Raw genomic sequence first — 26,532 nt, 5'->3', positions numbered from 1 at the left:
CTGATGACCGATTTGCCCCGCACCCCGTCTTTTTCACTCACCGGACAGACCGCCCTTGTCACCGGGGCGTCCTCCGGCATTGGTCAGGGCTGCGCCGTGGCGCTGGCTGAGGCAGGCGCGCATGTGGTCTGTGCCGCACGCGGCGTGGACAAACTCAACGACACGGTGGCCGCCCTTAAGGACGCAGGCCACAGTGCGGAGGCGCTGTCGCTCGATCAAAGCGACCTTGAGGCGCTTGGCACCCTAATGGCAGAGCGCGCCTTTGATGTGGTGGTCAACTCCGCCGGTCTGGCGCGCCACGGCCCTGCGCTGGAAACCACACCGGAGGATTTTGACGCTGTTGCGGGATTGAACCTGCGCGCGGCCTATTTCCTGTCGACTTATGCGGCGAAAGCCATGATCGCGGCGGGCAAACCCGGCTCGATCATTCATATCTCAAGCCAGATGGGCCATGTGGGCGGCATCGACCGCGCGGTCTACTGCGCCACCAAACATGGGCTTGAGGGCATGGTCAAAGCCATGGCCATCGAATGGGGCCCTGCACAGGTGCGCATAAACACGGTCTGCCCGACGTTTATCCGCACGCCGCTGACGCAATCGACCTTTGACAATCCCGAGCGCGCCGCCTGGATCACGGAAAAGATCAAACTGGGCCGTGTGGGTGAGGTTGAGGACATCATGGGCGCGGTGCTCTATCTGGCCTCCAAGGCCTCCGCATTGGTCACCGGCACCTCCATGCTGATTGACGGCGGCTGGACGGCCGACTGATGGCGGAGAAAGTCACCTCCCTGCAAGTGGCCGAGCGCGCCGGCGTGAGCCAATCTGCGGTCAGCCGGGTCTTCACCCCCGGCGCTTCGGTGAGCCAGAAAACCGTGGACAAAGTGCGCAAGGCGGCTGAGGAGCTGGGCTACCGCCCCAACGTGCTGGCCCGCGCCATGGTCTCCGGCAAAAGCCGCATCATTGGTCTGGTTGTGGCCTATCTGGACAATTACTTTTACCCGGAGACGCTGGAAATCCTCTCCAATGCGCTGCAGGAACAAGGCTATCACGTGCTGGTTTTCATGACCTCACACACCGCAGGCCCGATTGACGATGTGGTGCAGGAAATCCTGGATTATCAGGTGGATGGCATCGTCACCGCCTCTGTGGCCATGTCCTCCAAACTGTCGCAGAAATGCATTCAGGCCAATGTCCCCGTAGTGCATTTCAACCGTTTTGAAAAAACCCAGGGTGTGAGCTCCGTCACCTCAGACAACTTCGCCGGCGGGCGCGAGCTGGCTCAATTCCTCGTCGCCGGTGGCCACCAGAAAATCGCCTATATCGCTGGATGGGAAGGGGCGTCTACGCAGCGCGACCGCGAGGCAGGCTTCCGCGCTGGTCTTGCCGAGCTGGGCCAGAGCCTCTTTGCCCGCAGCTGTGGTGAGTTTGACACCGATCATGCCCGCGCCGCCGCCCACGCCATGTTCAACGTAGCCGCAGACAAGCGCCCCGACGCGGTGTTTGTCGCCAATGATCACATGGCCTTCGCAGTGATGGACGAGCTGCGCTTTTGCCTTGATCTCAAGATCCCCGAGGATGTCTCTGTGGTCGGCTTTGACGATGTGCCCCCCGCCGCGTGGCGGGCCTATGACCTCACCACCATGCGCCAGCGCGCCAATCTGATGGTGGCAGAAACCGTGGACGCTCTGCTCGCCCATATCGAAGATCCCGCCAACGCAGCCCCCCGCCAGGTCTCCATATCGGCCCCGCTGATCGTGCGCGGCTCCGCCCGCCTGCCTGCCAATTGGCCCCCGCAAGAAGGATAACCCCATGCAAGGCTTTGACCCGAAGTTTAAGGACTTCCCCGACTACATCATCGGCATCACCAAAGAGATTTGGGAAGACCGTGGCATGGCCACTTTGCATGATTACTACGCCCCGGATGTGGCGGTGCGCATGCCCGGCTCTGTGTCGCGCGGCAACGCGGGCGTGATTGGCGCCACCATGGCAACATTGGCGGAATTTCCCGATCGTACGCTGCTGGGCGAAGATGTGATCTGGTCGGGCACACCAGAGGAGGGCATGCTCTCCAGCCACCGGATTATGTCCACCGCGACCCATCTGGGCGATGGCGTCTTTGGCAAGGCCACCGGCACCAAGCTCACCTACCGCATTCTCGCGGATTGCCACGCCAAGAACAACGCCATCGACGATGAATGGCTGATCCGCGACAACGGCGCGGTGGTGCGCCAGATGGGTTGGGATCCCAAAGACTTCGCCCGCGATCTGATTGCCCGCGAAGGCGGCCACGAGGCCTGCGTGAAACCTTTCACCCCGGCCAATGACATCGACGGCCCTTACAAGGGCACCGGCAACGACAATGCGTGGGGCCAGCGCCACGCCGACTTGCTGACCTCGATGATGGATGCCGATATGGCGGCGATCAAACGGCACTACAATCGCGCGGTGCAAAGCGAATATCCCGGCGGGGCCACCGGCCACAGCTGGGATCCGGTCGAACGCTTCTGGATGTCCCTGCGCGCCTCTCTCCCCTCGGCAAAATTCACCATCCACCACCAGATCGGCCGCGACGATCCTAACATGCCGCCTCGCTCCGCGATCCGCTGGAGCCTGCATGGCAAACACGACGGCTGGGGCGCGCTTGGCGCACCCACAGGGGCCGATCTCTATGTGCTCGGCATCAGCCACGCGGAATGGGGTGAGCTGATCGGCGGCGACATCCGCCTGCGCCGCGAATGGACCCTGTTTGACGAAACCGCGATCTGGAAACAGATCCTGCTGCACACCGGCGAGCTGTAGGGCGCGTTTGGTGCAGGGTAAAAACTCATATCGCAACGCCACACAGGCGGCGCGGCGCTTTCATGCACACCGCGCCTCTCTGCGTGCCCGACGTTTGAACAACCGTCCTCCCGGAGTGCGCGCCCCGTCCCGGCCTTGAGCCGGGACCGCGCCCTCTCAAACGCCTCCGCCCGATCGATCATCTGGGCGCGGGGCTCAAACAAACGGAGACACATCATGAGCACCATCCAATCCCGCATCGTCCGCTACGGCGAGCTGCAACCCTGCAAAACTGCCTTCATTGACGCCCACACACCGGGCTCTGATCAGAAAGAGAACTTCACCATCGTCGGTGGCGGTGTCTCGGAATCCCCCGATCAGCACGTCCACATCACCGACAAGATCGGCTTCAACATCGGCGCCGCAGGCCAGCCGCCCAAATGCCGCAACTCCCTGCACAGCCACACCACCGCCGAGGTGTTTTTTGTGGCCAAAGGCCGCTGGCGCTTCTTCTGGGGCCGCTATGGCACCGCCGGTGAATTCATCGCCGAAGAAGGCGACATCTTTAACATTCCCACCGGCATCTTCCGCGGCTTTGAAAACGTCGGTCAGGACTACGGCATGATCATGTCGATCCTTGGCGGCGACGACGCTGGTGGCGGCGTCACATGGGCGCCGCAGGTGATCGAGGACGCACAGGCCCACGGCCTGATGCTGGGCGACAACGGCGTGCTCTATGACAGCAAGAAAGGGCAGGAGCTCCCCCACAATGTGCGCGCCATGCCGCTGCTGTCTGAGGAAGAGCTGAAAGCCTACCCCGAAGTGCCGGTTGAGGATGTGGTTGGCAAATATGTCGCCCGCTATTGGGATTTGATGGCGCTGGGATCCAGCAAACCCGCCAAGGTGATTGGCGAAGATGCCATGATCAAAGACAAGCCCGGCTTTGAGGTGGATTTCCTCACCCGTGGCTCTGCTGTGACCGAGCAGATCAAAACCGATCAGCCCGTGGTGCTGATGCCCGCCAGCGGCCACTGGCGCATCAAGATTGATGACGTAGAGGTCACCCTCTCCGCCGGGGACACCGCTCTGACCATGCCCGGCGAAAGCTACAGCGTCGCACCCTCCATGACAGGTGAGGCCGGGCTTTACCGCATCACCGCAACCAATGACCCCGCCGGGGCGACGTGGGTCGGTTAACGAAAGGACTTGCGCGGCGCAACGGTCGCCACGCAACAGCCGCAAAAGTTAACAGCGAGATGCCGAAAATGACACCTCCGCAATACCGACGCAATACCGACGTAATACAGACAGGTGGTTTTGGCACGATGCGCAAGTGTTTAACGCACCGCCCTCCCCGTGCGCTTTAGAAGGACTGTCGCCAATGACACCCATCGTTTTCTTGCCCGGCATGATGTGTGATGCTCGGCTATTTGCCCCCCAAATTGCCGCCCTGTCCGCGCGCCATATGGTCTCTGTTGCGCCCATTGGCGGCTTTGCCACCATGACCGAACTGGCGCAGGATGTGCTGCAAAACGCCCCGCCCCGCTTTGCCCTTGCTGGCCTCAGCATGGGGGGCATTCTCGCCATGGAAGTGGCCCGTTTGGCGCCCGAACGGGTGGCCGGTCTGGCCCTGATGGACACCAACCCGCTGGCCGAACTGGAGGCTGTGAAAGCCAAGCGCGGCCCGCAGATCGAGATGGTGCGAAACGGTGAGCTGCGCGATGTGATGCGCGATCAGATGATCCCGCATTATCTTGCGGAAAGCTCGGATGCGGCCACGCTGGAGCTGATCTGCGAAGATATGGCCCTGGCGCTGGGCGATCAGGTTTTTATCAACCAATCCATTGCCTTACGCGACCGTCCTGATCAAACCGAGACGCTGAAATACTTTGACAATCCTGCGCTTGTGCTCTGTGGGGAACAAGATCGCCTCTGCCCTGTGGCGCGCCACGAACTTATGCATGAGCTGCTGCCCAACAGCACCCTCACCGTGCTGCCGGATGCGGGTCATCTGCCCACATTGGAACAGCCTCAGGCCACCACAGCGGCGCTCACAACATGGTTGGAAACCCTATGACCCCTTCCCTGCTCAAACTCCTGCAATCTGTCGACACACCAACCGTCTGTAACGCCATTGAAGTGGCACAGGGTCAGCGCGGTTTTGCCCAGTTCACCCGGGGCACCATGCTCTGCTCCGCCCCCGAAGAGGGTGCCATGGTCGGCTACGCCCGCACCGCCAAAATCGCCGCACAGGAGCCCTCACAAGAGGCCCCGGATGTGATCCGCGCCCGCCGCATGGCCTATTACAAACACATGTCAGAAGGCCCCTCCCCCCGTGTCACCGTCGTCCAAGATCTCGATTATCCCAATGCCGTCGGCGCATTTTGGGGGGAGATAAACACAAATGTTCACAAGGGCTTAGGCGTGTCTGGCGCGCTCACCAACGGCGTGATGCGCGACCTTGGAGATCTGCCTGAGGGCTTTCCAGTGGTCGCAGGCTCCATCGGCCCCAGCCACGCCTTTGTGCATGTGCGCGAGGTGGGCACCCCGGTTGAGGTTTTTGGCATGGCGGTGCAGGACGGTGATCTGGTCCACGCCGATCGCCACGGCGCGCTGGTCATTCCCGAAGATGTCATTCCAATGCTGGAAGCCGCCATCCTCAAACTGCTAGAAACCGAAAAACTGGTTCTGGAGCCCGCCCGCAAGGAAGGCTTTGATTTTGAACAGTTTGAGGCAGCCTGGCAGGCTTTTGAAGCGGCCCGCACATAGACAGTCAGCAAAGAACCGTAAGTCGTATAAGCCTCACCTATTGCAGCTCGCTAGTAGTTTGACAAATTTAGTCAATTATTATTAGTTACGCATGCGAGCGGCACCTGCTGCCGCTGAAATAAGGAGAGACCTATGACCGTCAAAAATCTGACGCGGGGTCTTTGCTCCGCTGCCGCAGCACTCACGCTTTCTTTTGCGTCCGCCACGATCGCCCTTGCAGAGACCATCAAAGTGACCGACATCGCAGGCCGCGTTGTCGAAGTCGAAAAAAACCCATCTAAAGTTGTGATCGGCGAAGGCCGCATGATCTATTCGATCGCACTTCTGGACCAAGAAAATCCATTTGCGCGTGTCGTCGGCTGGAAAGACGACATGATCAACTATGACCCAGATGCTTACCGCAAGTATCTGGCCGCTTATCCCGAGATCAAGAACCTCCCCAGCTTTGGCAGCCCCTATGCCGATGAGTGGAACCTTGAGGCGGTGATTTCTCTGGGCACCGAAGTGGTGTTCATGAACCTCGGCAACCTGCTCAAGGCGCAGGAAAGCGACATTATCGAAAAATTGGAAGAGGCGGGTGTGGCCACCGTCTTTGTGGACTTCCGCCAAGATCCAACCGCAAACTCTATCCCCAGCATCCAGCTGATGGGGCGAATTTTTGACAAACGGGATCAGGCTGACGCGTTCTCCGATTTCTATCAGCAGCAAACCAAGCTGATCTATTCCCGCGTGTCGCAGATCCCGGTCGAAGATCGCCCGATTGTCTTTATTGAAAACGCGGCTGGCTATAACCCGTCCAAGTGTTGCACCACTTATGGCGCGGCCAATCTTGGACGTTTGGTGGATCTGGCCGGCGGGCGCAATTGGGGGTCAATGAAATTCCCAGGTTTCAAAACCAAAGTCAGCCTTGAAGCGCTGTTTGCGGATGACCCTGCTGTGATCATCGGCACAGGTGCAAACTGGTCTGAAGCCAATCCAGACACCATCGCAGTTCTGTTCGGTTATGAGGCGGATGACGCAACCGTTCAGGACCGCCTTGCAGGTCTTGCGGCACGCGAAGGCTGGCCAGAGCTGTCTGCGGTGAAAAACGGTCGTTTCCACTCCGTCTATCATCAGTTCTATAACAGCCCTTACCACTTTGTGGCGATGCAGGCCTTTGCCAAATGGGCACATCCAGAGCTGTTTGCCGATGTGGATCCAGAGGCGACCATGAAAGAGCTGCATGAGAAGTTCCTGCCGATTGAATACTCCGGCGTTTTCTGGGGCACGCTGAACTCTGGTATGTAACACCGCCAAAAATTCGGTCCCGCCTTGGCGGGCCCGAACATCTTTAAGGTATTCCCCATGACAATCGATATATACGTCTCAGAGATGCGACGGTCCTATGCGTCTCAAACCGCGCGGCGCTACGGCATGATCTTCGTCGTTGCCGCCATCCTTCTGCTGAGCTTTCTGGTGGATATCGCCACCGGGCCGGGAAACTACAGCCTGTCAACGGTGTGGCAGGTTCTGACAGATCCGCTTTCGAACGGCGTGCGGCTCAAGGTGATTGTGTGGGATTATCGCCTGCCGGTGGCCATCACCGCCGTGATTGTTGGGGCATTGCTGGCTGTGGCTGGCGCGCAGATGCAGACAATTCTAAACAACCCGCTTGCCGAGCCATTTACCCTAGGGGTCTCGGCTGCCGCCTCCTTTGGTGCCTCACTGGCAATTGTTTTGGGCTTCAGCATCATACCCGCCGTCGGCCCATTGCTGGTCTCCATCAATGCCTTTGTCTTTGCCCTGCTCACCTGTGGGTTTATCCTGTTGGCCACCCGGCTGAAGGGTGTCGGATCAGAAACCATGATCCTGTTTGGCATTGCGATTTTCTTCACTTTTTCGGCGCTTTTGGCACTGATGCAATATATGGCCTCCGAAGATCAGATCGCGCGCATTGTGTTTTGGATGATGGGTTCGCTTGGCCGTGCCAGCTGGGAAAAGATCAGCATTGGCGTTTTACTGCTTGGCCTGGCCATTCCCTTCAGCCTGCTGCGCACATGGCCCATGACCGCGCTGCGCATGGGCGAGGCCACAGCGGAAAGCATGGGTGTGGATGTGGCGCGCCTGCGGGTTGAGATGCTGATCTGTGTGTCACTTCTGGCGGCCACGGCGGTTTCCTTTGTTGGCACGGTGGGGTTTGTCGGGCTGGTCGGCCCGCATATCGCGCGGCTTATTGTCGGCGAGGATCAGCGGTTTTTTGTACCCCTTTCAGCATTGGTTGGCGCGGTTGTGCTGTCACTGACCTCGGTGATTTCCAAATCCATCACACCGGGCATCATATATCCCATTGGCATCATCACCTCATTGATCGGCGTACCCGTGTTTATCTCGATCATCCTCGGAACACGGCGAGAGAAACTGTCATGACCCTAAATATCGAGAACTTAAAAGCAGGCTACGGCCGCGTCGAAATTCTACATGACGTCTCCGTTCCCAACCTGAAAGGCGGCGAATTTGTCGGTTTGATTGGGCCAAATGCCTCCGGCAAATCCACGCTTTTTAAAACGCTGGCCGGATTGATCACGCCAACTGCCGGGCGGATCAGCTTAAACGGAAACGACATTGCTGGGATGGGTCGGAGAGACCGCGCACAGAAGGTCGCCTATATGCCGCAGGCCTTTGGCTGCAACGCCTTGCTGACCGTCTTTGAAAGCGTTTTGCTGGCGTTGAAACAAACCAGCGGCTGGCGGGTAAAATCTGACAATCTTGATCGGGTGGCCGAAACACTTCACGCTCTGAAACTTGCCCATCTGTCAGACCGCGGCATCGCGGATTTGAGCGGAGGTCAGGCGCAGATGGTTTCTGTTGCGCAAACAATTGTACGTGCGCCGGATGTCATCTTGCTGGATGAACCGACCAGTGCCCTGGATCTGCATCACCAACTGTCCATCATGACATCAATCCGCGGCGAGATGCTACGTCGCAAGCCAGTTGTCATCGCAGCTCTACATGATCTGAACCTTGCGGCGAAATTCTGTGACCGGCTGGTGTTGTTGCGGGATGGGGTCATTCTTGCCGATGGGCCACCAGATCGGATCCTCGCCTTGCCAGAAATTGGCCACACGTATCGCGTGGAAACAGATTTGGCGCGCACCGAGCGCGGCGCGCTTTATGTAGATGCCAGGTTGCCCGCGTGACCATTGCGCGGATTGCGACATCTATACGAGACACTTCAGGTAGACATCTGTCTGCGCGATATGGGCCGGGCCCACGGCCAAAAATACAACAGCATAGAAGACAGGGGTACAATAGCCGCTGCTTAAAGCAGCAGATCTAGCTGTGGAAGTGCCGTTGTTTTTTTCAAGCTGAGCGGTGGATCAATTCGGATCGACAATTTGCCTTTTTTAAACTGCCCGAATTGGACCCATTGGTGTTTAAGCCCACAAAATCGCCACGCGGAGTGAATGATAAAAAACCACGTAAAAAACTGATATTAAACACAAAAATCAGTACTTAGGTTGTACCTAAGATAAAGTGAGGAAGTCCGTTCTTAGACAGGTGGCAGCGCCCGGATATACCCATGGTAGAACATGCGGCACCTCGGGGAGGCCAAATTGGCTGAGAATAAACAGATCGCAATCGATGTAAGAGACGCGGTCAAACGTTATGGAGACTTCACAGCGCTCAAGACGATCTCACTGTCCATTATGGACAATGAGTTTTTCACGCTTCTGGGACCATCCGGTTGCGGCAAAACCACCTTGCTACGCATGATCGCCGGATTTGAGGCCGTGACAGAAGGGGCCATCTACCTCTTTGGTGATGAAATCGCGAACCTGCCCCCAAACAAACGCCCCGTGAACACGGTTTTCCAGAACTATGCGCTCTTTCCGCATATGACTATTCTGGACAATGTGGCTTTTGGCTTGGAGATGCGGGGCAAATCAAAGTCCGAAGCCCGCACTAAGGCTGGTGAGATGCTGGAACTTGTACAGCTTTCCCAATTCTCTGCCCGCAAGCCTAGCCAACTCTCAGGGGGCCAACAGCAACGCGTTGCGCTCGCGCGTGCGCTGGCGCCCCAGCCAAAAGTGCTGCTGCTGGACGAACCGCTCTCAGCACTTGATCTGAAGCTTCGCAAGGCCATGCAGCTTGAATTGAAGCACCTGCAGCGCGAAACCGGGATCACCTTCATCTTTGTGACACACGATCAGGAAGAGGCGTTGACCATGTCCGACCGTATTGCGGTCATGTCAGCAGGTGAAATGCAGCAACTGGGGTCGCCCACAGATATCTATGAACGCCCACATAATATGTTTGTTGCGGATTTCATTGGCGAGACCAACTTGCTCGAAGTTTCGGTTGACGCGATTAACAATGGGCGAGCTGTTTGTCACTTGGGTGGCGGACACGAATTGACCTGTAACGCGGTCGAAGGGGTCGATATCGGGTCCAAGGTACATATGTCGATCCGGCCCGAACGCCTCTTTATGTCTGAGAATCCAGCTGAAACCGAAAGCCTGAAAGGGCGGATCAAAGAGAACATCTTTGTCGGAACAGACATCACCACCATCGTGGACCTACAGGACGGTCCAGATTTTGTCGTTCGCACTTCGAACTCAGATCGCGGCAACAAGCGTATCTTTGAACCGGGCACTGAAATGTACGTCAATATGGAGCTGGGGGCGGGCCGCCTCCTGGCTGACTGATGGCAGCAGGTGCAACAAGCGGCGGCAGCGCGACAACCGATACCTATAAAGAAGCCCGGACATGGTTGCTATTGCCATCATGGGTAACGCTCAGCATTCTCGTGCTGGCACCCGTGATCATGATGTTGATCTACTCTTTTCTGACAAAGGAGTTTCGGGGCGGTGTGATCTGGGAATTTTCCCTGTCGGCCTATGATCAGTTCTTTTTTGATCGTGGCCTGTTCGGAGACGAACCACCCAAGCTCGAATGGACCTATATTTCCATCTTCTGGCGTTCAATCTGGCAGGCAGGTGTAGCAACACTGCTGAGCCTCGCGATTGGTTTCCCAACAGCCTACTTCATCGCCACTCGATCCGAGGAAATGCGCCCGGTCTGGGTGTTCCTGATCACGATCCCTTACTGGGTCAACCTGTTGATCCGCACCGTGTCCATGAAGTTCCTGCTGCGCGATCAGGGGCCATTGAATGATTTCCTGATCAATATTGGCCTGATCGACAGCCCTCTGCATATCGTTAATACCAACTTCGCAGTGCAACTTGGGCTGTTCTACTCCTACCTGCCTTTCATGGTGTTGCCGATCTATGCGGCGGTTGAGCGCTATAACTTCTCGCTTTCGGAAGCGGCAGCAGACCTCTACGCCTCGAAATTGACCACGCTGCGTCGCGTTGTGCTCCCGGCCATCAAACCCGGTGTTATCGCAGGCTGCATTCTGGTCTTTGTGCCTTCGATGGGATCGTTTCTTGCACCTGACCTGCTGGGCGGGGCCAAGAATTTCATGATCGGCTCTCTGATTGAAGAACAGTTTAAGGGCAACGCTGGCAATTGGCCGTTCGGAGCTGCCGCATCAATGATCTTGCTGAGTATGGTGTTGATCATCCTGATGTTCTCGGCGCGTCAACAAGCAAAAGCTGACAAGGCGGAGGGCTGACCGATGGCAAGCAAGCAATTCGACATCAAGTCCTATACTGGCTTCAAAGGCATCACACTGCTGTGCCTGATCATACTCTATGCGCCCTTGGTTGTGGTTACGATCTACAGCTTCAACGCCTCACAGTCTTTGACCAATTGGGAAGGTCTCTCATTGCGTTGGTATGTGGATGTCTTCTCCGGGCCAGAAAGTGCGAAGTTCAAAACCGCCGCATGGAACAGCTTTGTCATTGCGATCATTGCCGCCACGACCGCCACAGCCATCGCCACTCTGGCTGCGACGGGCATGGTACGCGGCGGACGCTTCCGACTACGTCCCGTATCTTTTGGATTGATCAGCCTGCCACTGATGGTGCCCGAGATCGTCTTGGCGGTTGCGACCCTGATCTTCTTCAACTCGATTGGGTTTCAGCGTGGCCTTCTGACCATCCTGTTGGCCCATATCGCGTTTTGTATCCCTTTTGCCTACCTGCCGATTTCGGCGCGAATGCAGGGCATTGAAGACAGCTATGAGCAGGCCGCACTTGATCTCTACGCGACCAAGCGACAAGCCTTCACCAAGATCCTTATGCCCCTCATGATGCCGGGAATCATTTCAGGTTTCCTACTGGCCTTCATCGTGAGCCTTGATGACTTCATCATCACCAACTTCGTGAAAGGTGCAGGTGTCGAGACACTTCCAACGGCAATCTTTGGATCGGTCAAACAAGGCATCAAACCAAACATCATGGCCATTTCGACCCTTTTGCTGAGCCTGTCTATCGTAATGGTCACCATCAGCTATTTCGTCAGTAAATCCGACAACACAAAATAACCAACAGATGGAGACATACATGAAAAATATGATGAAAAGCGGTGTCGCTGCGTTAGCCCTGACCATTGGTGCCAATGCGGCAACTGCCGAAGGCGAACTGGTTCTGTACCACTGGTTTGAGTACATGCCCCAAGAATTGCTGGACAAGTTCAAAGCTGAGACCGGCATCACGGTCACCATGGACACCTATGACTCCAACGAAGCGATGCTGGCTTCCCTGAAAGCAGGCGGCATCGGGACATATGACGTATCGGTTCCCGGCGACTACATGGTGGCGATCATGGCCGGCGAAGGTATGCTGGACACCATTGCTGAGGGTGAGCTGAAGAACAAAGGCAATATCTCACCGGACTGGTCTGATCCAAGCTTTGACCCCGGTCGCGCCTCGTCGATCCCGTATCAATGGGGCTCAACCAGCTTTGCGGTAAATCGCGACGCCTATGATGGTGACATTCAGACCACCGATATTCTGTTCAACCCACCGGCCGAGCTACAAGGACGCATCAATGTGCTCGATAGCCAAGGCGAGGTGATGGCACTGGCTGCCATTCACATGGGCATTCCACAATGCTCCACGGATCGTGAGCAGTTGAAAGCCCTCAACGCCATGCTACAAGAAGCCAAGCAGCACTGGGCCTCGTTCAACTCAGATACCGCCAAAGAGGTTCTGGTCTCCGGCGATGCGGATGTCGGCATGATTTATGACGGATTTGCCGCCAAGGCTCGTCAGGAAAAGGCATCGGTGGAATACGCCTTTCCCACCCAGGGCTATGTGGCATGGATGGACAGTGTCGTGTTGTTGAAAGACGCACCGAACCGGGACAGCGCGTTGAAGTTCATGGACTTCCTTTTGGAGCCTGAGAATATCGCAGCTGTGTCCAATTTTGCACGCTACAACAATGGCCTGACCGGAACATCTGAGTTCCTCGATCCCGATCTGCTGGCGCAACCTGAAAACAATCCTCCAGAAACTGCAGGACCCGGCGTCTTCATCGAGGTTTGTGACGAACAGACCCAAGCGGTCTATGACAAGATCTGGACCGAACTGAAGAAATAATCAGATCCATTTGACACGGGCCATGCCAAATGCGTGGCCCGCTTTTTATAAGTTTGAGACACTGGGCTGGCCATGGAAACCATCTTTTCGGAACAACACCGGCTGCGGGACGCCAAAACAGAGTTCTTCGGCGGAGAGTTGATCGCCCCACATGAAAAACCCAGCCGCGCCGAATACGTGCTGGAGCGTATCAAAAAACGACAGCTTGGACCAGTATCAGACCCGCAAGATTTTGGGCTGGACCCGATCCATACCATCCACGACGCCGGGTTTGTCAACTTTTTGCAAACTATTTGGGGCGAATGGACCACCGCAGGGTTCAAAGGCGAAGCTATGCCCACCGCCCTACCCGTTCGGCGCATGGCCCAGACCTGCCCGAACTTTGTCGAAGGTAAGCTGGGTTTTTACGCCAATTCTGTCGAAACCAGCCTGACCCAAGGCACGTGGCAGGCCGCCTATGCCAGCGCTCAAGTGGCGCTCACAGGGGCCGCGCGTTTGCAGGCGGGCGCCCCAGGCGTGTTTTCTCTGTGCCGCCCACCAGGCCATCATGCCTTTGCCGACAGCTATGGCGGGTTCTGTTTTCTGAACAATGCCGCCATTGCAGCACAGTCGTTGTTGGATCAGGGCGCGGCGCGGGTGGCCATTCTGGATGTCGATTTCCATCACGGCAACGGAACGCAAGACATTTTCTATAACCGGGAGGATGTTCTGTTTGTATCCCTGCATGGCGATCCACTAGAGACGTTTCCCTATTTCTTGGGCCACGCGGATGAAACCGGCAAAGGTGCAGGTGAAGGGTATAATCTGAATATCCCAATGCCCGCCGGAACCCCCTTTAGAATCTGGCGCGACGCGCTGAGGGTCGGTTTGGAAAAGGTGCGAAACTTCGGCGCAGATGCTCTTATCATTTCCTTGGGCGTGGACACGTTTGAAAACGACCCCATCAGCTTTTTCAAACTCAAATCTGATGACTTTCTGACCATGGGCGGCGACATTGCAAAACTGGGCCTGCCCACGCAATTTGTGATGGAGGGCGGCTATGATGTGGACGAAATCGGCGTGAACGCGGTCAATGTGTTGGAAGGGTTCGAACAGGTCAATGCCTGAGCTCCTCCAGAATACGATCCATCATCGCGTCACAGGCGTTAAGTTGGGCGATAGCAAGATACTCATCTGGCTTGTGTCCCTGCCCTTCCATTGAGCCGGGTCCACAAACAACTGTGGGTATGCCCAGCTCGCTGAAAAACCCTGCTTCGGTCCCGAAGGCAACCTTTGTGGTTGCGTTGCTTTGGGCAAGCTTTTGAGCATAAGGCACAATGCCATCCGTTTCCGCGACATCCAGCCCCGGATAAGCATTGTATTGCTCAACCTCTACACGCGCTTCAGAACAGAGGTGCTGGTAACGCGCGCTCACCTTATCCGCTGCTGCTTGAATGCGCGTCAGGATGTCTTTGCCAAGATCAGAAGCGAGGTGACGATATTCAAAGGTAAGTTCAGCAGTGTCAGGGACGATATTCAGCGCACGCCCCCCAGACATCATCCCGACGTGGAACGTCGAATATGGCACCGAATACGCCGGATCGCTATTCCCACTTGTGGCATAGAACTCTTGCAAGGCGCGTAGCTCGTACATGAAATCATTTGCGAGATGCAGGGCATTTACAAACTTCGGTGCCAATGCCGAATGCCCGCTTTGACCGTGGCAAACGGCCCGAAGCGCCGCTTTACCCTTGTGCCCAACGGCCACCTGCATCTCGGTAGGCTCACCAACAAAACACGCACGTGGCTGCCCAAGCATTGGTGCAAGGCGGTCTAGCATATGCTGCAAACCGACGCAGCCGACCTCTTCGTCATAAGACAATGCAATCTTAAGCGGTTCGCGCAGCGCAACGTCGGCGGCACGATCAGCCAAAGCCATGACCGAAGCCACGTAGCCCTTCATATCTGTGGTGCCACGACCATAGATACGCTCCCCATCACGGGTCAGTCGAAACGGATCTTTCGTCCAATTCTGCCCCTCTACAGGGACAACATCCGTATGCGCCGAAAGCAGAATACCGTCACCGTCAGGGCCTTTTTCGGCATAAAGTCCAGCCTTTTCGCCTCCGGGATCGGTGATGCGATGAACTATAAAGCCGCGCGCCTGTAGATAGTCTTCGACATAAGCGGCCAGTTCGAGATTAGAATTCTTGCTGACCGTATCATAGGCGATCAGCTTATCGAGGATATCCAGAGTGGATGGCATCAGAATTATCCCTGTTTTTCGGGTCAATCCACGCTCGGCGGGATGCGATGGTCAAATTCTATACAACGGTGCCAATACTTAAATCTGGGAATGACGAAGCAGAGCTTAGGAGATCGCTAATGTGTCTGATCATGCATAGCGTGCAGCCCCGGAAGGGTTCCCGACCGAACCGCTTTCGCACAGTGATAAACAAAGGTTTTGAGCGTGTTGGTCTCGTTCTCCGCGCGTGCGCGCAGCAGCCCAAGGCGCATGGGCCGCACATCTCCAACCAAAGGCACGCACATCAGTTTCTTGCCATCCGGTGACAAAGTATTCAAAGGGCGAATGTTGGCTATCGAAAATCCGTAACCATTGGCGACCAGAGAGCGCATGACCGACATATCCGCGGTACGTTCTGCGATGTTGGGCTTGAAATCAGCTTCACTGAAAAACGACAGAAAATACTCAGCGCTGAAAGGCAGATCTAGCAGAACCATAGGAAAATCCCGCAGGTCGTCAATCGTCAGTGCGCTGCGATCTGCGAGCGCGTGATGTTCCCCAAGCACCACATAGGGCGGCAGATCATGCAGCGGCTGAAACTCCAGATCATTAGGAATATCCAGATCATAGGTCAGGGCAACATCCAGCTCTGACCGGCGTAGCTGGCTGAAGATATCGGCCTGATTAAGCTCTCGCTGTTCGATCCGCACCTCTGGATAATCGCGTTCAAAATCCCGCCGCAGCCCCGGCAGGATAATTTGCGCAAATGTCACCAGACAGCCCACCGAGAGGATACCCTGCACCTTTCCGGTGATCTCCCCTGCCAGCGTCGCCAGCAATTCTGCTTCACGCAACACAAACTCTGTGCGTTCCATAAACCTGTGGCCAGCTTTCGTCAGTGTCAAACCACGCGCGTGTTCTCGTACAAAAAGCGTCACGCCAAACTCGACCTCTAACTGAGTAATCGCCGCCGAAATGGACGGCGACGATACATTGAGTTGGTCACTGGCAGCGGCGATGCTTCCAGCCTTCCCGACGGCAACAAAGTACTCAAGCTGTCGCAGCGTATATCTGAAAGGCAAAGGCGCGTCTCCGTGGTTGCACGGATCAAGCCTTGTACTTGATCCATGTGGTCTTCAAAGCAGTATACTTTTCAAGCGAATGCAATGACAAATCGCGACCAAAGCCTGACTGCTTCATGCCGCCAAATGGGGTCATTGCAGACAGGGCATCCACTGTATTTACAGAAACCGTGCCTGCCATAAGTTTGTCAGACACACGGCACGCACGGGACAGGTTGTCAGTCCAGACCGATGCCGCCAGCCCGTAGATCGAGTCATTGGCCATGGTCACGGCTTGCTCTTCGGTGTCAAAGGGAATGACCGAAAGAACCGGGCCAAAGATCTCGTCCCGGGCCAGTGGATTGTCATGCGCAACGTCATCAAAAATGGTTGGCTGCACAAAGCAACCTTTACCATCGACGGTGACCCGTTCGCCACCTATCACCAGATTGGCAGAGGTTTTGCCCTGTTCCACAAAGCGCATGATGCCTTGAGTTTGCTTTTCATCAACAATCGCACCCATTTTGGATGCCGGATTCAACGGATCACCTGGCTGCGTAGCCTGCGCCCGGGCAATCAACTTTTCGACAAATGCGTCTTTGATTGAGCGTTCCACATAAAGCCGCGAGTTGGCCGAGCAGACCTCGCCCTGATTGAAAAAGATGCCAAAGGCAGCCATGTCAGCAGCGGCGTCCAGATCCTCGCAATCCGCAAACACCAAGTTTGGGCTTTTGCCTCCGGTTTCCGGCCAGACCTGTTTCAGGTTGGATTGCCCCGCATACTGCATAAACATCTTACCGATGGCTGTTGACCCCGTGAATGCGAGACAATCCACATCCATGTGCAATCCCAGCGCTTTACCAGCGGTCACACCAAAGCCGGGTACGACATTGAAGACCCCCTCTGGAATGCCTGCTTCGGCGGCCAGTTCTGCAAGGCGCAGGGCTGACAAAGGCGACTGCTCCGCTGGTTTCAATACAACCGAGTTGCCTGCGGCCAGAGCTGCGGCAGCTTTCCATGTGGCCATATCCAGAGGGAAGTTCCAAGGCGTCACGGCACCGACAACCCCCAGAGGCACACGGCTGACCAATGCCAGATCTCCGGGACCCGTTGGCGCGACCTCGTCATACACTTTGTCGATGGCTTCAGCGTACCATTGGAAAAAATGTGCAGATCCCGGTGCGTCGATTGTAGCCGCGTCGGTGACCAGCTTACCCATATCAAGACTGTCCAGCAGTGCCATCTCTTCCAGATTGTCGCGGATCAGATCTGCCAGTTTCAGCATGACAGCCTTACGATCCCCTGGCGCCATGCGAGACCAGCGTCCACCCTCAAACGCGGTGCGACCCGCAGCGACAGCGCGATTGATGTCTTCTTCGTCGCATTCTGCAACCGCAGTCAGAACACCGCCAGTGGCCGGGTTGATGCTATCAAAGGTCTTACCCGATGCGGCATCAACAAATTTGCCGTTGATAAAGGCCTGTCCGCGAAAGGATAGAGCATCAGCGCGGCTTTTCCAATCTTCGTAAGTGTAGTCCAACATGGAATTTCTCCCTGATTATTCGTCGCCTGGTACGCCGTAAGAAGGTGCCCCGCGCGGGTCGAAGGCACGCTGGATATAGGCGTCCAGTTGTGGTTTGTAGACGTCCCAAGCCGTCGCAATCGTTTCAATGGGGCAGTCTTCGGTCCAGTCACAGCGCAGATCAGCCACGGGCCAACTGACTTTATCGACAATTTTCATCCCCGCAGAGTGAACCGGGCCTGCTTCACCGCCTGCAGTCAAACCAGCACGCATGGCAGCGATCAAGCGGTCACCGATGTGACCTGTTGATGACAGGAACCCATCGACAATCGCCTGTGGCACCTCGTCATTGTCCAAAAGGTTACCACCTGAAGCGACGTTTTCAGCCTGAGCTTGGGTCCATATGCCAAGGCTGTTCGGGCCAGAGTGAATTGCCGAAAGCCCGTTCGTGTCCACTGCGAGAACCTGACGGTACTCGATAAACTTTGCCTGCGCTTTTATGGCCTCAATAGCTTCTCCCGCAGATTTACCTTGTCCCATAAGATCAAGTGTTAGCGGACCTAGGCTGGGGTCGGTTACGTTTTGTGAAGCTACAGCACCCACACCTGCACGAGCAAATGAACAGCGGGCTGCAACCGCAGGTGAAGAAGAAGAAATCGCCAGGCCAAACATCCCAGTCTCAGCGCAGCGGGCAACCAAAGAAAAAGTCATTATGCTCTCCTAAAAACACAGTTACCGGACCGCACCTCTTGGGGAGAAGTAGAGGCGCTATCCGGTATGTTCGATTGATCAGAGAAGGATCAATCTGGAATGACAGCGGTGCCGTCGATTTCGACCAACCAGTCCGGGCGAGCGAGGGCTTGAACCACCAACCCTGTGGACACTGGATGCACGTCTTTGATATATTCACCCATCGTGCGATAAACCGCTTCCCGGTGGCGAACATCGGTGATGTAGACGACAACTTTGACCAGATGCTCCATCGAGCCGCCGCATTCTTCGATCAGCTGCTTAATATTCTGCATCACCTTATGGGTTTGTTCGACAGGATCATGGCTGTCGATGTTAACCGCATCATCTAGATTTTGTGGGCACTGACCGCGCAAGTAAACAGTTTTCCCCCCTTGAGTAACAACAGCCTGACACAGGTCGTTGTCTAGATTCTGTTCCGGATAAGTCTCTGCAGTATTGAATTTGCGAATGCGTGTGTGCGCCATTTCGAAGTCCTGTGTTTATTCTGCTGCCGGTGCGATGATGGCTGCCTCGCCTTCATAGTCTGCGTATGCACGCTGAATCGCGATCTGATCGGCGACATACTTCGCGTCATGCCATACCCCCCAAATGAAGGTAGAGCCGCGACGTGACTGCCATGGCAGACCAAGGAAGTAGATGTCGGGTTCATTCGAAACCCCGCGCGTGTGGATAGGGACGCCATTACCGTCGAAGGCATCCGCTTTGATCCAGCTGAAGTCCTGACGGAACCCAGTGGCCCAGATAATGGTGGCTATGCTCTCTTTGGCAAAATCGACCGAAGTCAGCGGGTTTGTCAGACAGTACGGATCGGCAAAAGCTTCGCGCGCTTCTGGTTCTTCTGGCAGATCCAGTCCCATACCTTCCACATAAGCATCCGCCATATCCAACATATCAAGATAGTTAGCATCCCCGGCTGCAACATTATTCTGCAGATCATCAGCAAAGCTCAGCACGCCGTTCTCAAAGCTCTGGGTCATGCCTGTAAGGGTCACACCCTCATTGCCCAGACGACGGAAATCCATCGTGTGGCCGCCATGCGCACCGCTGACCGAGATGGTCACATGCTCTGTGCCCGGCTTCTGAGCAGCCATGTCCCAGAGCCCCAGAACGCCAAGCCACCAGACGTTATCACGGCTACGGTAGCGGCGTGGAGGACGGTCATGTGGTCCAACAGAGAGGAAGACCTTGCGGCCCGCACGGTTCAGCTCATCAGCGATCTGCGCCCCAGAAGACCCGGCGCCGACAACCATAACAGCACCTTCAGGCAATTGCTCTGGGTTCTTGTAATAGAACGAGTGAAGTTGAGTGACGCCCGCTGTTTCAGGTACAATTGGTGGGATAACCGGATGCTGAAATGCGCCAGTAGCCGCAACGATACGTTTGGCGTGAATTTCACCAGCGGATGTTTCCACCTTAAAACCACCTTTGCCCGGAAGACGTTCAGCCTTCAGCGCTTCCACACCCTCGCGGATCGGAGCTTGGATCATCTCGGCATATTCTACCAGATAATCAGCTACGCGTTCCTTTGGCACAAATGCATCTGGATCATCGCCTTCGAATTCAAGGCTGGGAAAACGGTCATGCCAGCAAGGACCATTCGCAACCAGCGCATCCCATCGCCCCGTCCGCCATGCTTCGGCGGTGCGGTTCTTCTCCAGAATGATATGTGGCACATTGTTGTCGCCAAGGTGCTCGCTGAGCGCGATACCCGCCTGTCCACCACCAACAACCAGCGTATCCGTTTTCTCGATGGCCATGTGTCGCTTTCCTATGTCTGCGTCTTGCGTTGACCTCATTGGGTCAAAGCTTTGATGTGTTTTGTGCTGCTTGGGGCCACGAGGTCGCAATCAGGCAATCATCTTGAGGGTCCACAGCTCGGACTTTGGCGCACAATCCTTTCGGTGACCGGCCCCGAGGTATCCCCCCGTTCGAATTGACGCTTTCGGTGCCGCAACAGCACGCTTTGCACGTTTCGCAGCTAAGGTTTCACAAGTTCGGAATGAGTAAAATTACTGTCTAACTTACGTCTAATTAGGCTGCGACTAACCAGATTGGATTTCTGGTTGCGACCCAGATATTTACCCGGCTTCAGACAAATAGGGTGCGACGAGGTAATAGAGCTCTCCCTGTGAAGAGATCTGACACTTACGATACAATTGTTTGCGCAGAACCTTCACCGTCTGGGGGCTGATACCCAGCGTCAGACCAATTGAAATCGAGGAATGACCCTGCAAAATCAATAGCGCTACCTGAGCCTGTCGTGGACTTAGATTGATGCTTTGATCGACTGACAGTCTTTGGCGCAGGTGTTCAACGATGTCTTCTGGTTCACTTTGCGTTTCGGAGGTGAGACCAGACCAATTTGCCTTGACCAAAGCATTCACTACAGGAGCAATGTTCTGGGCAGTCATGTAGTCTTTTGGTGAAAATCGCGAACCGGTCGTGGCATCTCGACCGATGCAAACTGTGATCGAGCTCGAAGACGACAGTCTGGAAAAGAAAGCGAGTTCATCAATCAAGGTGGTATTGGCGTAGTATGATTTGAAATATTCGTTCCGCTGGAACTGGTCAGGGGCAACTTCGGTGAGCCTGTGAACGCCATCTGCCGCCTGTTTTTGGTGCAGCCCATAGAATGGATCTAGCATATAGGCACCTTTGACATAGTGGCTGTCGATGCGTTCAAAAACGCGGCTGTCTCTAGCATGTGTCATCAAGACCTGTGGCCCGCAGCTTTGGAAAAACGCGATGATCGCGATATTATCGAAGACACATGCCGCCCCCATCCAGCGATGCAATGCTTCGCTGAATTTATCTGTCCCAACTGCAAGAATTGCAGCAGCCAAGGCATCTGATGCGTAAACAGACAAAGTCATAGTGTACCCCTCTGGGGGTATATACCCCTCAAAATCAGGAAAGTAACATAAATTGTGAAAATGAGTGGTATACGATATGGGTGCCAGTGCCTGCTACGATGCACGGTGCGCCTCCCTGTCGGAATTGCACCAAGAAAACAAAGGGGTTTACTATGGCCAAAGATACAAACGACATTCTTGCACAGGACGCGCATTTGATTCAGTCCTTTGCTGACTTGAACGCGCTGAAACAACAAGGCGCCCGCACTGTGATTTCCCGAGCCAAGGGAGCTTATGTCTACGACAGTGAAGGCAACGAGCTGATTGACGGGATCGGTGGGCTTTGGTGCGTGAATATCGGTCACGGCAATGAGGAAATGGTTTCCGCGATTTCCAACCAACTTCAGACGCTCGATTTCTACTCGACCTTCTACAACTTCACACACCCAGCGGCTGCCGCTCTGGCCGAGAAAATCGCCCAACTCGCACCTGGGCATCTGAATGCCGTTTATTTTGGCAACTCCGGCTCGGTCGCGAATGACAGTGCCATTCGTATGCTGCACCATTACAACATTCGCAAAGGCAAGCCGAACAAGAAGCTGGTTCTGTCCCGGCATGGTGCCTATCACGGCTCCACGCACCTTGCGATGGCAATGACGACTCCGGGCTATTCTGAAGGTTGGCACGCTGCCAGCGAACTGGTGCACCACCTGCGTTCACCACATCACTGGCGCGAAGGCGGGGAGATGACCGAAGTCGAATTTCTCGACGCCCTCATTGACGATCTGAAACAAAGCATTGAGCGCATCGGCGCGGAAAACATCTGCGCGTTCATCGCTGAACCGATTCAAGGTGCAGGTGGAGTTGTAACCGCGCCAGCGGGCTACCACAAACGCGCATGGGAGATCTGCCAGGCCAATGACATCAAATATGTGGCCGATGAGGTGGTAACGGCCTTTGGCCGTCTTGGTCACTTCTTTGCCTCAGAAGATGTCTTTGGAATGGTGCCAGACATTATCACCACTGCCAAAGGCCTGACATCTGGCTATCAACCGCTGTCTGCAACCATTGTGTCCGATGATATTCACGAGGTGATCTCAGGCCCTGATGGAATGTTCCTGCATGGGATGACCTATTCCGGTCACCCAGCCGCTGCCGCCGCAGGTCTGACTAATATCGACATCATGGAACGTGAAGGCATTCCTGAACGAGTGCAGACAACTGGTAAGCAGTTCGAGAACAACCTGCGAGGTTTGATGGATATCGAACTGGTTGGCGAAGTGCGCGGCAGCCACTTCATGATGGGGATCGAATTTGTTAAGGATCGCGCGACCAAAGCAAGCCACCCAGCAGAGGCCCAAGTTGGTCTCAAAGTCGCTCGCGCCTGCCAGAAACGCGGCCTGATTGCCCGTCCTCTTGGCAATGTCCTGATCCTGTCTCCGACCCTGATCATGGATGCCCCCATGATTGATCAAATCGAAAGCACCCTGCGCGACGCCATCACCGAAGTCGCTGCAGGTCTCTAAGCCAAACACTTCCGGGGGCGCTAACTGCTCCCGGGCGCTTTGTCGCATAAATCGATTGAAGGGCGGTCTTCCGCATTCGTTTACTCCTTCAAAAGGTTGAGCAAACTCTACATTAAAGTGCGGGAGGTTTCGGGGGGCAGGTCAGTGCAAGAAGACTTTGTGAGTTTGGCATGGCCATCCCAGCAAATTTTACATTCACCAGTCAAACTGGCCAAACGCTGCAATTTCAGACGATCGATATGGATCTGCAGGGCTACATCGTTTCCAAGAGGGTGCAAGACTGCCTGGTCTCCGAACATCCATTTGTTACGGAAGCCAAAGCAAATGTGCACAAGGATCAGTTTGTCAGCCGTGGTATGGTTGTCTTCGAAACAAATTTCTTGCGATCAAAAACCGCTGAAGAACTTGTGGTTTTACATAGGCGTTCAGCCAAGAGCTGGTGCACTTAGGCTCATGCACCTTGATAAGCTGGCTAATCTGTAGGGGCGCAGTGAAATGATTTTGAATCGCAGTTTGGCAACTTGCCGGCACTCAACAATCATTATCAGGTGCGATTGAGCAAGCCCTGTCCAAGGCCGTCTCATTTTCGATAATCTGCGGCTCGCATCGTTCCGTCGCTGATCGTGTTGGTTTCCGCGCCTGGGACAATATCGGTGTTTTGCGCAGCCAAAACAGCCCAACCAGAGCGCTGTCGCTCTGCGACAAACACCATAATCGCAAAACGCGTGTTGAGTTGTTCGCCTTCTTTGCCAAGCTGGCCCTGCAGTCGCCAGCGCGTGTGGATGATGGCGATATCATCACTGACCTGCCGCACCTTGATGCGTCGCGGTGAAATCTCGGAGCTTTGGAAAAAGGTTGTGAGCCCATAGTGATGCGCACGCGCGATGTCATCTCGGTTGTGCCACCAAAGCCCAACCACATTCACAAAATCTGCATCCTCAACAAAGAGGGAGGCAAGCGCGTGGGCGTCTCGTGCATTCCAGGCCTTGGCAAAGAGGTGTGGGATATCTTCGGGTGTGTCAGCCATAGGCGCTCAGAACTGCAGGGATCAGGATATCCTCTTCATCATAGGTGTGCCGATGCAATATCTTTTTGAGCGCCTCGGCCTGCTTAAGCGCTTCCGCCACCGCTACCTTCGAAGTGCCTTCACCATTGAGGCGTGCGAATACCAACTCGGATTGGTCCAGCGCTTGATCAAGGTAGCTGTGATCGTTTTCCAGCAGGTCTATCGCCTGTACGAGCTGGGGAAATCGGTCAAGAAACCCCGGCAGCACATTGCTGTCCTCAAAGCTGTGATGCGCATGGACGTGACCGACCAGATCAAGGCCCAGTCTGTTCATGCCGCTCAGCCCCATCACCTCCTGCACACTGCCTTCGGGCTCATCTAGCACAGCCTCTAATCCACCAACCAACCGCGCGCTGGCCTCTGATATTGCGGCGTGCAGTCGTTGCAGATGGGCAGGCCAGCCCAGAAACTGCGGATCGTCGTCCCAAGTGGCACGATCCGCAGGAAAGATGCCCTGCAACAGTTCCGTGCTCACCATGTCACGTGTCGCAACATGGTATTGACGGGCGTTGTAGTCATAGGGCGTCATGGTTAGCTCAATCCTTGCGCTTTCATCGCGTTCTGCACGCCTTTGTCGTCCAGCATGGTTTCCATAAAGCGTTTCACAGCAGGGTAGTCTTGCCAAGGTTTGGGGGTGTGCGCTGTCCAGCGGGTCATGGCAAAAGCATAGGGATCCGCAATGGTGCGCTTGCCGCCGACCACATATGTGCCATCCTTCAGAAGTGCCTCAAGGTGGGTCATCACCCGATCAATGCGGGCAAAGGACGCCTCGCGCACATCATTGATCGCGCTGTCTTCCGTGCTCACCGTAAATCGGGGAGCTGAGAAAAAGGGCCAGAAGGCCGGGTGGAAATCGCCTGTCAGAAAGGCCAATGCCTCATCTAGCTCAAACTGGCTGAGCGGATCTTTGGCAACGCCGAGATCTGCATCCGGGAATGACATCTCAATGTATTTCAGGATCGCATCTGCCTGTGTCATGATCCGGTGGTCGCCATCTTTCAGCGCGGACACCATGCCAAGTGGATTGATCTTCAGATAATCCTCAGAGCCCAACTCAACACGTTCTGCCTCATAAGAAGCACCTATCCATTCCAGTGCAATATGAGGGGCAAGGGCACAGGTTCCGGGGGCGTAGTAGAGTTTCACTTTGGTCGTCCTTTTGTGTGTAATTTCAGTTTGGGCGTGGGGTGAATGACAGCGTTTCCACCGCCCCGCTCGGTTCGCTAAAGCCGTCCGTCACCAAAGGGCGATCAAACAATCCGGTCAGGCGATTTCCAGCGATGTCTTCCAGTGTTGTGTTGACTTCGAGGTGATAGGCAGTGCCGGCCCAAGGTGCTGTGGGGGTGAATAGCCATTCCCGCTCCTCGTCGCCTAAGCGCAGAGCGCCACGGACCAGATTGCCTTGCGCATCCTTGACCCGAATTCTGTAGGCCAGTGACAGGTGGTCCGTTGGGCCATCAAGGACCACGCGCAGGGTGTCTTTGGAACCTGCTGACGGCGCGAAGATCTGCCAGTCGGCCAGGTCTGGCACCGCAAAGTCAGCCTCAACAACGCCAAAGGTCTTGCTGTATGCGCGGCTCATAGCGCAGCCACTGCGTGCCTCCGCACCCACATCAACCCTTAGGGTATAACTCTCGCCAGCCTCCAGAGCCCGGCCCAATGTGTTGTGAGCCACAAGCCCTGTTTTCACACGACCCGGATCAAAAAGCACTGTCAGACGCCGGTCATCTGGCGACCAGAGATCAAATTTATTCTCGATGAAGGCACCGGGAACAACCGCGCCACTGGCGTCCAGCAGAACAACTGACTTCCATATCCACTCTCGCGCCATTGGTTCAGAGAAATAGATATAAAAGCGCAGCAGGTTCTCAGGCAAAACCTCCGCTGTTGGGTAGACCTGTTCCACATATGCCGTGGGTGTTGTGCCGCTCTCACAGGCATGTGCGGTCGCGCTGGCCGATATAAAACCGGCCAGTGCAGCGCCCGCTGATACAATCAGGCTTCGCATCTGCATGGTACCGTTGCAGATCTGGATAGCCTGCATCCACCTTCAAAAGGTTCTGGAAGGTGCGGTAAAACTCCTGCTCTTCGGAATAGGCGTAGTCCGGGAAGTTGTATTCGCTGACAAAGTCATTCAGGCGGAAGTATGCCCCCTTGCGGTAAGACACGAGATCCACATCGCCGGTGTCGAGGTTCCGCTTCAGTGTCAGAAGATACTGTTCATCCTGATCATCCGCTTGCAACACCGCACCGAGCGGGCGCGATGTGGTTTCCACTCCGGCATCCCCCCAGAGTACTGGTTCTGACAAACCTTCGCTGGTTGATGCGGTCGCCAGATCGGCCACGCGCATCAGATCGGCGTCACGTTCCTTGTTGATCACAAGCACATATTCTTCGGGCTGGTACTGGTTGACCCAGCCCCCTGAAATCGGGCCATTGAGATGTTAGTAATCCGTCCAAGCAAAGGATGGACAATGAAACGCAGATTTTCGGACGA

Annotated in this window: 28 protein-coding genes; 16 read left to right on the top strand and 12 right to left on the bottom strand. The window is 55.5% G+C overall.

All coding sequences use genetic code 11. The features are described 5' to 3' along the window. Window positions 1–3 precede the first annotated feature (3 nt). From SHM7688_RS07525 to SHM7688_RS07460, 14 genes are all read left to right on the top strand, one after another. The gene (locus SHM7688_RS07525) at window positions 4–768 is read left to right on the top strand and encodes an SDR family NAD(P)-dependent oxidoreductase (RefSeq protein ID WP_058239330.1); all 765 of its coding nucleotides are present in this window, start codon (window positions 4–6) and stop codon (window positions 766–768) included. Further along, window positions 768–1,805: a LacI family DNA-binding transcriptional regulator gene (locus tag SHM7688_RS07520; protein ID WP_058239329.1), complete on the top strand. Its 1,038-nt coding sequence runs from the start codon at window positions 768–770 to the stop codon at window positions 1,803–1,805. Before SHM7688_RS07525 ends, SHM7688_RS07520 begins: the two co-directional genes overlap by 1 nt. 4 nt (window positions 1,806–1,809) lie before the next feature. Next, a complete protein-coding gene (locus tag SHM7688_RS07515) occupies window positions 1,810–2,799 on the top strand; it encodes a nuclear transport factor 2 family protein (RefSeq protein WP_058239328.1) in 990 nt (329 codons plus the stop codon). 216 nt (window positions 2,800–3,015) lie between these two features. Continuing rightward, window positions 3,016–3,975 carry a cupin domain-containing protein gene (locus SHM7688_RS07510; protein WP_058239327.1) on the top strand — a complete coding sequence of 320 codons (960 nt, stop codon included), beginning with the start codon at window positions 3,016–3,018 and terminating at the stop codon, window positions 3,973–3,975. Between the two features lie 184 nt (window positions 3,976–4,159). After that, the gene (locus SHM7688_RS07505) at window positions 4,160–4,855 is read left to right on the top strand and encodes an alpha/beta fold hydrolase (protein WP_058239326.1); all 696 of its coding nucleotides are present in this window, start codon (window positions 4,160–4,162) and stop codon (window positions 4,853–4,855) included. Next, window positions 4,852–5,547, top strand: coding sequence for an RraA family protein (locus SHM7688_RS07500; protein WP_058239325.1), 696 nt, complete (start codon window positions 4,852–4,854; stop codon window positions 5,545–5,547). Before SHM7688_RS07505 ends, SHM7688_RS07500 begins: the two co-directional genes overlap by 4 nt. Window positions 5,548–5,679: 132 nt before the next feature. Next, complete coding sequence (locus SHM7688_RS07495) at window positions 5,680–6,834, top strand: ABC transporter substrate-binding protein (RefSeq protein ID WP_058239324.1); 1,155 nt, start codon at window positions 5,680–5,682, stop codon at window positions 6,832–6,834. Window positions 6,835–6,891: 57 nt separating this feature from the next. Continuing rightward, window positions 6,892–7,953, top strand: coding sequence for a FecCD family ABC transporter permease (locus SHM7688_RS07490; protein ID WP_058239323.1), 1,062 nt, complete (start codon window positions 6,892–6,894; stop codon window positions 7,951–7,953). Further along, the gene (locus SHM7688_RS07485) at window positions 7,950–8,723 is read left to right on the top strand and encodes an ABC transporter ATP-binding protein (protein WP_058239322.1); all 774 of its coding nucleotides are present in this window, start codon (window positions 7,950–7,952) and stop codon (window positions 8,721–8,723) included. The genes SHM7688_RS07490 and SHM7688_RS07485 overlap by 4 nt, the downstream gene beginning before the upstream one ends. A gap of 393 nt (window positions 8,724–9,116) precedes the next feature. Further along, complete coding sequence (locus tag SHM7688_RS07480; RefSeq protein WP_058239321.1) at window positions 9,117–10,232, top strand: ABC transporter ATP-binding protein; 1,116 nt, start codon at window positions 9,117–9,119, stop codon at window positions 10,230–10,232. Continuing rightward, complete coding sequence (locus SHM7688_RS07475) at window positions 10,232–11,161, top strand: ABC transporter permease (RefSeq protein WP_058239320.1); 930 nt, start codon at window positions 10,232–10,234, stop codon at window positions 11,159–11,161. Before SHM7688_RS07480 ends, SHM7688_RS07475 begins: the two co-directional genes overlap by 1 nt. Before the next feature lie 3 nt (window positions 11,162–11,164). Next, on the top strand, window positions 11,165–11,974 hold the full coding sequence (locus tag SHM7688_RS07470) for an ABC transporter permease (protein WP_058239319.1): 810 nt from the start codon (window positions 11,165–11,167) through the stop codon (window positions 11,972–11,974). Between the two features lie 19 nt (window positions 11,975–11,993). Next, window positions 11,994–13,031 (top strand): extracellular solute-binding protein, encoded by a 1,038-nt coding sequence (locus tag SHM7688_RS07465; RefSeq protein ID WP_058239371.1) that lies wholly within the window; start codon window positions 11,994–11,996, stop codon window positions 13,029–13,031. 72 nt (window positions 13,032–13,103) lie between these two features. After that, window positions 13,104–14,138: a histone deacetylase family protein gene (locus tag SHM7688_RS07460; RefSeq protein ID WP_058239318.1), complete on the top strand. Its 1,035-nt coding sequence runs from the start codon at window positions 13,104–13,106 to the stop codon at window positions 14,136–14,138. Here SHM7688_RS07460 and argE read toward each other — a convergent pair. The 7 genes from argE to SHM7688_RS07425 all read right to left on the bottom strand — a co-directional run bounded on the left by argE (window position 14,128) and on the right by SHM7688_RS07425 (window position 21,464). Continuing rightward, the gene (gene argE / locus SHM7688_RS07455; protein ID WP_058239317.1) at window positions 14,128–15,276 is read right to left on the bottom strand and encodes an acetylornithine deacetylase; all 1,149 of its coding nucleotides are present in this window, start codon (window positions 15,274–15,276) and stop codon (window positions 14,128–14,130) included. The two genes, SHM7688_RS07460 and argE, sit on opposite strands and share 11 nt — an antisense overlap. Before the next feature lie 116 nt (window positions 15,277–15,392). Continuing rightward, a complete protein-coding gene (locus SHM7688_RS07450; protein WP_058239316.1) occupies window positions 15,393–16,337 on the bottom strand; it encodes a LysR family transcriptional regulator in 945 nt (314 codons plus the stop codon). 25 nt (window positions 16,338–16,362) lie between these two features. Then, a complete protein-coding gene (locus SHM7688_RS07445; protein WP_058239315.1) occupies window positions 16,363–17,859 on the bottom strand; it encodes an aldehyde dehydrogenase in 1,497 nt (498 codons plus the stop codon). A 15-nt stretch (window positions 17,860–17,874) separates the two neighbouring features. Further along, window positions 17,875–18,549 (bottom strand): DUF1028 domain-containing protein, encoded by a 675-nt coding sequence (locus tag SHM7688_RS07440; protein WP_058239314.1) that lies wholly within the window; start codon window positions 18,547–18,549, stop codon window positions 17,875–17,877. An 89-nt stretch (window positions 18,550–18,638) separates the two neighbouring features. After that, complete coding sequence (locus SHM7688_RS07435) at window positions 18,639–19,055, bottom strand: RidA family protein (protein WP_058239313.1); 417 nt, start codon at window positions 19,053–19,055, stop codon at window positions 18,639–18,641. Window positions 19,056–19,070: 15 nt separating this feature from the next. Then, a complete protein-coding gene (locus SHM7688_RS07430; protein ID WP_058239312.1) occupies window positions 19,071–20,348 on the bottom strand; it encodes a flavin-containing monooxygenase in 1,278 nt (425 codons plus the stop codon). A 321-nt stretch (window positions 20,349–20,669) separates the two neighbouring features. Further along, the gene (locus SHM7688_RS07425) at window positions 20,670–21,464 is read right to left on the bottom strand and encodes a helix-turn-helix transcriptional regulator (protein ID WP_058239311.1); all 795 of its coding nucleotides are present in this window, start codon (window positions 21,462–21,464) and stop codon (window positions 20,670–20,672) included. Window positions 21,465–21,616: 152 nt separating this feature from the next. On the opposite strand from SHM7688_RS07425, the gene SHM7688_RS07420 reads away from it, so the two are divergent. Then, window positions 21,617–22,969: an aminotransferase class III-fold pyridoxal phosphate-dependent enzyme gene (locus SHM7688_RS07420; protein WP_058239310.1), complete on the top strand. Its 1,353-nt coding sequence runs from the start codon at window positions 21,617–21,619 to the stop codon at window positions 22,967–22,969. 170 nt (window positions 22,970–23,139) lie between these two features. After that, window positions 23,140–23,418 (top strand): hypothetical protein, encoded by a 279-nt coding sequence (locus tag SHM7688_RS07415; RefSeq protein WP_058239309.1) that lies wholly within the window; start codon window positions 23,140–23,142, stop codon window positions 23,416–23,418. Between the two features lie 131 nt (window positions 23,419–23,549). Here SHM7688_RS07415 and SHM7688_RS07410 read toward each other — a convergent pair whose 3' ends face one another. The 5 genes from SHM7688_RS07410 to SHM7688_RS07390 are packed head-to-tail and all read right to left on the bottom strand — an operon-like array spanning window position 23,550 to window position 26,416. Next, window positions 23,550–23,996, bottom strand: a complete 447-nt coding sequence (locus SHM7688_RS07410) for an SgcJ/EcaC family oxidoreductase (protein WP_058239308.1) — start codon at window positions 23,994–23,996, stop codon at window positions 23,550–23,552. Continuing rightward, window positions 23,989–24,564, bottom strand: a complete 576-nt coding sequence (locus SHM7688_RS07405; protein WP_058239307.1) for a hemerythrin domain-containing protein — start codon at window positions 24,562–24,564, stop codon at window positions 23,989–23,991. The genes SHM7688_RS07410 and SHM7688_RS07405 overlap by 8 nt, the downstream gene beginning before the upstream one ends. A 2-nt stretch (window positions 24,565–24,566) precedes the next feature. Continuing rightward, complete coding sequence (locus tag SHM7688_RS07400) at window positions 24,567–25,181, bottom strand: glutathione S-transferase family protein (protein WP_058239306.1); 615 nt, start codon at window positions 25,179–25,181, stop codon at window positions 24,567–24,569. Between the two features lie 25 nt (window positions 25,182–25,206). Beyond that, a complete protein-coding gene (locus SHM7688_RS07395; protein WP_149687331.1) occupies window positions 25,207–26,043 on the bottom strand; it encodes a hypothetical protein in 837 nt (278 codons plus the stop codon). After that, the gene (locus SHM7688_RS07390) at window positions 25,967–26,416 is read right to left on the bottom strand and encodes a hypothetical protein (protein ID WP_144432521.1); all 450 of its coding nucleotides are present in this window, start codon (window positions 26,414–26,416) and stop codon (window positions 25,967–25,969) included. The genes SHM7688_RS07395 and SHM7688_RS07390 overlap by 77 nt, the downstream gene beginning before the upstream one ends. Window positions 26,417–26,532 lie beyond the last annotated feature (116 nt).

This window comes from Shimia marina, assembly GCF_001458175.1.
GTDB classification, from domain to species: Bacteria; Pseudomonadota; Alphaproteobacteria; order Rhodobacterales; family Rhodobacteraceae; genus Shimia; species Shimia marina.
Note: the sequence above shows the minus strand (reverse complement) of the source record. Positions and strands in the feature narration are given on the sequence as shown.